The organism is Streptomyces prasinopilosus (genome assembly GCF_001419695.1).
Classification (GTDB): domain Bacteria; phylum Actinomycetota; class Actinomycetes; order Streptomycetales; family Streptomycetaceae; genus Streptomyces; species Streptomyces prasinopilosus.
Map to the genome: position 1 here is coordinate 1 of NZ_LIRG01000626.1, position 6,582 is coordinate 6,582.

4 protein-coding genes are annotated in these 6,582 nt (G+C 75.6%); 1 reads left to right on the forward strand and 3 read right to left on the reverse strand.

Annotated elements, in window-relative coordinates; all coding sequences use genetic code 11:
- Positions 1-497 precede the first annotated feature (497 nt).
- Positions 498-1,136 carry a hypothetical protein gene (locus tag AOK18_RS23555; RefSeq protein WP_055695642.1) on the forward strand — a complete coding sequence of 213 codons (639 nt, stop codon included), beginning with the start codon at positions 498-500 and terminating at the stop codon, positions 1,134-1,136.
- 87 nt (positions 1,137-1,223) lie between these two features.
- Here the strand turns inward: AOK18_RS23555 and AOK18_RS23560 are convergent, their stop codons facing one another.
- The 3 genes from AOK18_RS23560 to AOK18_RS23570 form a co-directional block, all read right to left on the reverse strand.
- Entirely contained in the window at positions 1,224-1,736 is a 513-nt protein-coding gene (locus AOK18_RS23560) for a GNAT family N-acetyltransferase (RefSeq protein ID WP_055575178.1), read from the reverse strand.
- 100 nt (positions 1,737-1,836) lie between these two features.
- Positions 1,837-2,040, reverse strand: coding sequence for an MbtH family protein (locus tag AOK18_RS23565; protein ID WP_042166983.1), 204 nt, complete (start codon positions 2,038-2,040; stop codon positions 1,837-1,839).
- Between the two features lie 96 nt (positions 2,041-2,136).
- Positions 2,137-6,582 (reverse strand): non-ribosomal peptide synthetase (locus tag AOK18_RS23570; protein WP_157865150.1); only part of this gene is annotated, 4,446 nt, incomplete at its 5' end.

Here is a 6,582-nt window from a genome sequence, read left to right on the forward strand (position 1 = left end):
AGCACACCGGCTCGAGGGACGAGGACACCTGTCCGGAGGCCCCCGCACACCTCTTGACGGACCCTCAGCGCCCTTCTAACGTCCCTCACGTCACACACATCAGACGTCTGCTGTCCCTCGAGCCGGTGTGCTTCCGGTGGGGTCGTCGAAGCCGCGGGCGGGTCCGGCGACCCGGCGAGCGGCACGGCCTGCCGTGGCCGGCCTCGCGCGGACGGGGGTGCTCGCCGGTCCGGCGTGCTCCGGAAGAGGTGCGCCGCGCGTCACCGGTGGCCGTCGGCGACGCCACCGGTGATGCTCGGGAGGAGGCACCGGCCCTCACGACGGGCCTTGAACGCCCTCCCGGCAGGCCCGTGGCGCACCTCTCGGAAGGAGTCAGGCATGCACCGCCGCAGCCTTGCCCACCCGGCGTCCCGGGGTGTGCCGCCCGGCGTCCTCGGCCCTCCGGCGCGCCCCGCTCCGGGCGGGGCCCGAGAAGCGCTCCGGGCGGGGGCGGGCGGATGAACCGGCTGTCCGGCACGGCCGCGCGGCGCCGGCGGCTGCGCTTCGACGGGTGGATCGCGGGCATGGGCACTTCCTCGGGCACGCGGATCGTGCTCGGGCACTGGCAGAGTTCACCGTTCGGGGCGTTCAGCGACGTGATGCTGGAACGGGCCGACGGGGAGAGGCTGCTGCTGGCCCCCACGCGGGAGGTGGCCGACTTCGTCGGTGGCACCTACGTCTTCGACACCGTGCGGGTCGTCCCGGTCGCGGTGAGCGTCACGGGCCGCACCTGGTCCGTCGCCGCGGGACCGCTCGACCTGTGGTTCGCCACCGGCAGGCGGGGGCCTCTGGGTCTCGTGCTGCGTGCCGTTCCCGGCGCGCTCGCCCGCCGACCGGCATGGAGCGCGGTGACCGATCCGTTCGCCCGCCTGCTGCTGTCGGGCGTACGGACCCGCGGCAGCGCCGGCGGGGGCCGCCGCGAGTGGTACGGCGCCCGGGACCTGCTGCCGATCCGTGCGGGATCGGCGGCTTTCGAGGGCACCGACCTCGGAGTGACGGGGCCGGTCGAACCGCCCGTGCGTTTCGGGTTCGGTTCGACGCCGCCGGAGCCCGCCGTCACCCGGATCACGACGACGGTGGCCCTCCCCCGGGAGTGACGGCGCCGGGGCGTCCCCGTGAAGGCCGGTCACCCGCCCGGCCGCCGGACGGACGGCGGTGTGCCGGCCCGGTTCCCGGCCCCGGCGTCAGTCGGGATCCGCGGTCGAGATCACCACCATCTTCGTCACGGTGCCGTCGTCGCCGACCACGTCGCGCACGTGCCGGAATCCCAGGCGGCGGGCCATGGCCAGGCTGGCGGCGTTGTCGGCGCCGACCATGCCGTAGGCCTCCTTCAGGCCCAGGTCGTCGGCGGCGTGGCGGAGCAGGCCGCGGACCACTTCGGTGCCCAGGCCCTGGCCCCAGTACGCGGGGGCGAGAGCGGTGATCAGTTCGTGGCCGTCGACGTTGCCGGTCTTCTTCACCTCCGCGTGGCCGACGTAGGCGTCCTCGCGCCACAGTCCCCACACGTCGAACCTGCGCCGCGGGTAGACGTCGGTGAGGATGGCGCGGAACAGCGTGCGCAGATCGGCCTCCGGCACCCGGTCCTGGCCCATCCAGCGGCAGACCTCCTCGTCGCGCAGCAGCGCCACGAAGTGGTCCTCGTCCTCGGGGCGGTAGGGCCGGAACGTGAGTCGTTCGGTGTGCAGGACCGGTGTCATGACAGCTCCTCGGGCTGGAGGACGGGCGGGGCGGAGGCCGGGGTGCGGCCGCGGTCGCGGGACGCACCCCGGGCCGTCCTTCGTGGTCGTGCGGGACGGGTCAGGCCTCGGCGTTCTCCATGCGCTCCCGCAGGCTGCGCGGGCGCATGTCGGTCCAGACCTCGTCGACGTAGGCGGAGCACTCCGCCTCCGTGCCCTCCTTGCCGACGGGCTGCCAGCCGGCGGGCACCTCGACGTCGACGGGCCACAGCGAGTACTGCTCCTCGTCGTTGCGCAGCACCTGGTAGCGGGTGTTCTCGTCCATGTCTGTCGGTCTCGCTCTCTCGGGTCGGGCGGATGGCGGGAAACGGGCGGCGGTGGCAGGGGCCCGGCGGCGGGGCGCGGGCCGCGGGGCGGGGCGTCACCGGTTGTCCCGGGCGTGGCGGGCGATGTGGCGCAGGGCCTCGGCGAAGTCGTCCGCGACGCGTCGCACGGTGTCCGTGGCGTGCAGGGCGGGCCGGTGGTGCCAGGTGAAGGCCAGCCGGCCGCCCTGCACCGCGCCGACGACCTCCAGCGGGTGGGAGCCGCTGTCGCGCGGGTCGTGGTGCCGGCCGAACGAGCCGTGCTCGGCGCGTATCAGGCCGTCGCCGGGGCTTTCCGGGCGGGCGTCCCACTGGCCGAGGTAGTTGAAGACGACCTGTCCGTGCGCGGCCCGTCCGAGCCGCTCGCGCACCTCGGGCGGGCCGAAGGTGCGCAGCGCGCCGAAGCCCAGGCCGTTGCCGGGCACCGCGCGCAGCTGGCGGCGCACCGACTTCACCAGGCTCCGCCAGTCCCGGCCGGGGCCGGGGCCGGCGGGTTCGGGCACCCGGAGGGCGACGGGGTGAACGGTGGTGAACCAGCCGACCGTGCGGGAGAGGTCCACGTCGTCGAGGACGTCCTCGCGGCCGTGTCCCTCCAGGTCCAGGCGGACCTCCTCGCGGCCGGTCCAGCGGGCCAGGGCCAGGGCGAGGGCGGCGAGCAGCACGTCGTTGACGCGGGTGCGGTAGGCGGTCGGCGCGGCGCGCAGCAGTGCCTCGGTGTCCGCCTCGTCCAGGACGACGGTGAGCGTGTCGACGCGGCCCGCGTCCGGCCCGGCCGGTGTCCCGGCCGGCAGCGGTTCGGCGTTCACCGCCCGCTCCCAGTAAGGGAGTTCCTCGTCGAGGGCGCCGGACTCGACGTGCGCGGCGAGGCCCCGGGCCCAGTCGCGGAAGGAGGTGGTGCGTTCTCCCAGCATGACGGGCTCGCCCCGGACGGCCTGCCGGTGGGCGGCTTCCAGGTCGTCGCGCAGGACGCGCCAGGAGACGGCGTCCACGACGAGGTGGTGGGCGACCAGCAGGAGGAAGGCGGGGCGGCCCGCGTCCCCGGTGAACAGGGCCGCCCGCAGCAGCGGGCCGCGCGCCAGGTCGAAGCCGGTGTGCAGCTCGTCGGCGGCCTTCTCCATCGCCGCGTCGGCCTCGGCGGGGGTCAGCCCCCGCAGGTCGTGGTGGCGCAGGAGCCGGTCGCGGTCGGTGTCGGACGGCGGCGGGTTGAACTGGTGCCAGCCGTCCTCGTCCCGGGTGAAGCGCATGCGCAGGGCGTCGTGGTGGTCCAGCAGGGCGTTGAGGGCCGTTTCCAGGGCGGCGGGGTCCGGGTGGCCGGCGAGTTCCAGCAGCAGCGACTGGTTGAAGTGGGCGTGGTCGGCGCGCGGGCCGGTCAGGAACCACTCCTGGATGGGGGTGAGCGGCACGTCCCCGCTCACCGGGCCGTCGCCGGAGTGCCGGGGCGCGCCGGTGACCACACCGGCCAGTTCGGCGACCGTCTGGTGGGTGAACAGGTCGCGGGTGGCCAGGTGCAGTCCGTCCCGCCGCAGCCGGGAGACGACCTGCATGCTGAGGATCGAGTCGCCGCCGAGGTGGAAGAAGTTGTCGTGCGCGCCGACGTCCGCCACGCCGAGGACGTCGGCCCAGATGCGGGCGATGCGGCGTTCGGTGTCGGTGCGCGGGGCCGTGTGCGGCCCGGTGGCGGAGTGCGCGGGGCCGGGTTCGGGCAGGGCGCCGCGGTCGGTCTTGCCGTTGGGGGTGAGCGGCAGGCGGTCCAGCGGCACGAACGCCGAGGGCACCATGTGCGGCGGGAGCAGCCCGGCGAGGTGGTCGCGCAGCTCCGGCACCGGCAGGTGCTCCGCGGTGCCGTCGGCGGGCACGACGTAGGCCACGAGCCGTCCGCCGGAGCGGCCGTCCGGGCCGGTGGCGCCGCCGCGGACGGTGACCACCGCGTCGCGCACCCGCGGGCTGCGGCGCAGCGCGCTCTCGATCTCCCCGGGCTCGATGCGGAAGCCGCGCAGCTTGACCTGGTCGTCGGCGCGTCCGGCGAAGCACAGGTTCCCGGACGCGTCCCAGCGGGCCAGGTCGCCGGTGCGGTACAGCCGCTCCCCCAGCGCGCCGAACGGGTCGGCGACGAACCGCGAGGCGGTCAGCCCGGGCCGGTTCAGGTAGCCGCGGGCCAGTCCGGGTCCGGCGACGTAGAGGTCACCGGTGACGCCGGTCGGGACGGGGCGCAGGGCGGCGTCGAGGACGTGGACGCGGGTGGCGCCGGCCGGGCGGCCGATCGGGGGGACGCCCGTGCCGGGGGCGAGGGGGCCGGTCCAGGTGGCGACGACGGTGGCCTCGGTCGGCCCATACGAGTTGATCATGTTCCGGCCGGGGGCCCACCGTTCGACGAGGTGGGCCGGGCACGCCTCGGCGCCGACGATGAGGGTGCGCAGGTGCGGCAGGGTCCCGGCGGTCTGGGGGTCGACCGTGGCCAGGGCGGCGGGCGGGATCAGGGTGTGGCTGACGCGCCGCTCGGCGAGGACCTGGGCGAGCCGCTCGCCGACGAGCGGGCCCTCCTCGCCGGTGACGAGGGTGGCTCCGGTGAGCAGGGACGTGCACAGCTCCAGCACGGAGGCGTCGAAGCTGGGCGAGGCGAACTGCAGGACCCGGTCGCCGGGGCCCGCGTCGTAGCGGTCGGCGGCGGCCGCGGCGAAGGCGGCCAGGCCGTTGTGCGTCACCGCCACCCCCTTGGGCGTGCCGGTGGAGCCGGACGTGTAGATCACGTAGGCCGGGTGACCGGCGGTCAGCGGGGCCGTGCGGTCGGCGTCGGTGGGCGCGGTGTCCGGTCCGTCCGCGTCCCGTACGGCGGCGGGGTCGTCCAGGACGAGCCGGGCGTCCGCGTCGCGCAGCATGAACTCCCGCCGCTGCTCGGGGTAGTCCGGGTCGACGGGCAGGAAGGCGCCGCCGGCCTTGGCGACGGCGAGCTGGGCCACCACCGTCTCCGCGCCGCGGGGCAGGGCCAGCGCCACGACCCGCTCGGGTCCCACCCCTCGGGCGATGAGCCGGTGCGCCAGCCGGTTGGCGGCGCGTTCGACCTGCGCGTAGGTCAGCTCGCGGCCGTCGGCGTCGGACAGAGCCACGGCGTCGGGCGTGCGGGCGGCCTGCCGTTCGAACAGTTCCGGCAGTGTCGCCGCCGGTACCGGGCGGGCGGTGGGGCGCCCCTGGTCGAGGACGGCCTTGAGGGTCTCGTCGGTGGCCAGCGGCAGGGTGCCCAGCGGCCGTTCGGGGTCGTCGGCGACGGCGGTCAGGAGCGTGCCGAGCTGGTCGGCCATCCGTTCGGCGGTGGCCCGGTCGAACAGGTCGGTGTTGTAGGTGAGCAGGCCGTGCAGTTCCCCGGCGGGGGTCTCGGCGAACTCCAGGGTGAGGTCGAACGCCGCGTGCCGCAGGTCCGTGTCCACGTCGGTGACCTCGACGCCGGGCAGGTCCAGGTGGGCCGCCGGGGCGTTCTGCAGCACCACCATGACCTGGAACAGGGGGGTGCGGCTGGTGTCGCGGACCGGCTGCACCTCGTCCACCACCCGTTCGAACGGAGCCTCCTGGTGGGCGAAGGCGTCCAGGACGGTCCCGCGCACCTCGGCGAGGAACTCGGGGAAGGGGCGGTCGGGTTCGACGCGGGAGCGCAGGACGAGGGTGTTGACGAAGAAGCCGACGAGATGCTGGGTCTCGGGGCGGTCGCGGCCGGAGGTGACCGTGCCGACGGTGATGTCCCGGCCGCCGGTCAGCCGGGCCAGGTAGGCCTGCGCGGCGGCGACCAGGGTGGTGAACAGGGTGGACTGCCGGTCCCGGCCCGTCTGGACGAGGCGGCGGGTCGTGCCGCGCGGCAGGACCAGGCGCACGGCGGCGCCGTCGTGGGTGCGCACCGGCGGGCGCGGCCGGTCGGTGGGCAGGTCCAGCGTCTCCGCGCCGGCCAGGTGCTCCTTCCAGTACGCGAGGTGCTCGTCCGTGCCGCTGCCGCGCTGCCAGTGGGCGTAGTCGGCGTACTGCACCGGCAGCGGCGGCAGCTCGCCCTCCCGCGCGCCGAGTCCGGTGCGGTAGAAGTGGGCGAGGTCGCCGGTGAGCACTCCGGTGGACCAGCCGTCGGTGACGATGTGGTGCAGGGTCAGCGTCAGGACGTGCTCCTCGTCCGAGAGCCTGACCAGCCCCGCGTGCAGCAGCGGGCCGCGCCGCAGGTCGAACGTGCGGGCGCGCTCGGCCTCCAGCACCTCCTGCAGCCGGGCCGCCCGTTCGGGCTCCGCGGTCGCCGACAGGTCGTGCAGCGGCAGCGGCACGTCCGCTGCCGGGTGGACGTGCTGCACGCCGTGGCCGTCCACCGTGTCGAAGGTGGTGCGCAGGGCCTCGTGCCGCTCGACCAGGGCGCGCAGGGCCGCGGCGAGGGCGGGTACGTCGAGCCGGCCGCGCAGGCGCAGGGCGAGGGCGGTGGTGTACTCGCCGCTGCCCGGCGCGAACTCCTCCAGGAACCAGAGGCGTTGCTGGGCGTACGA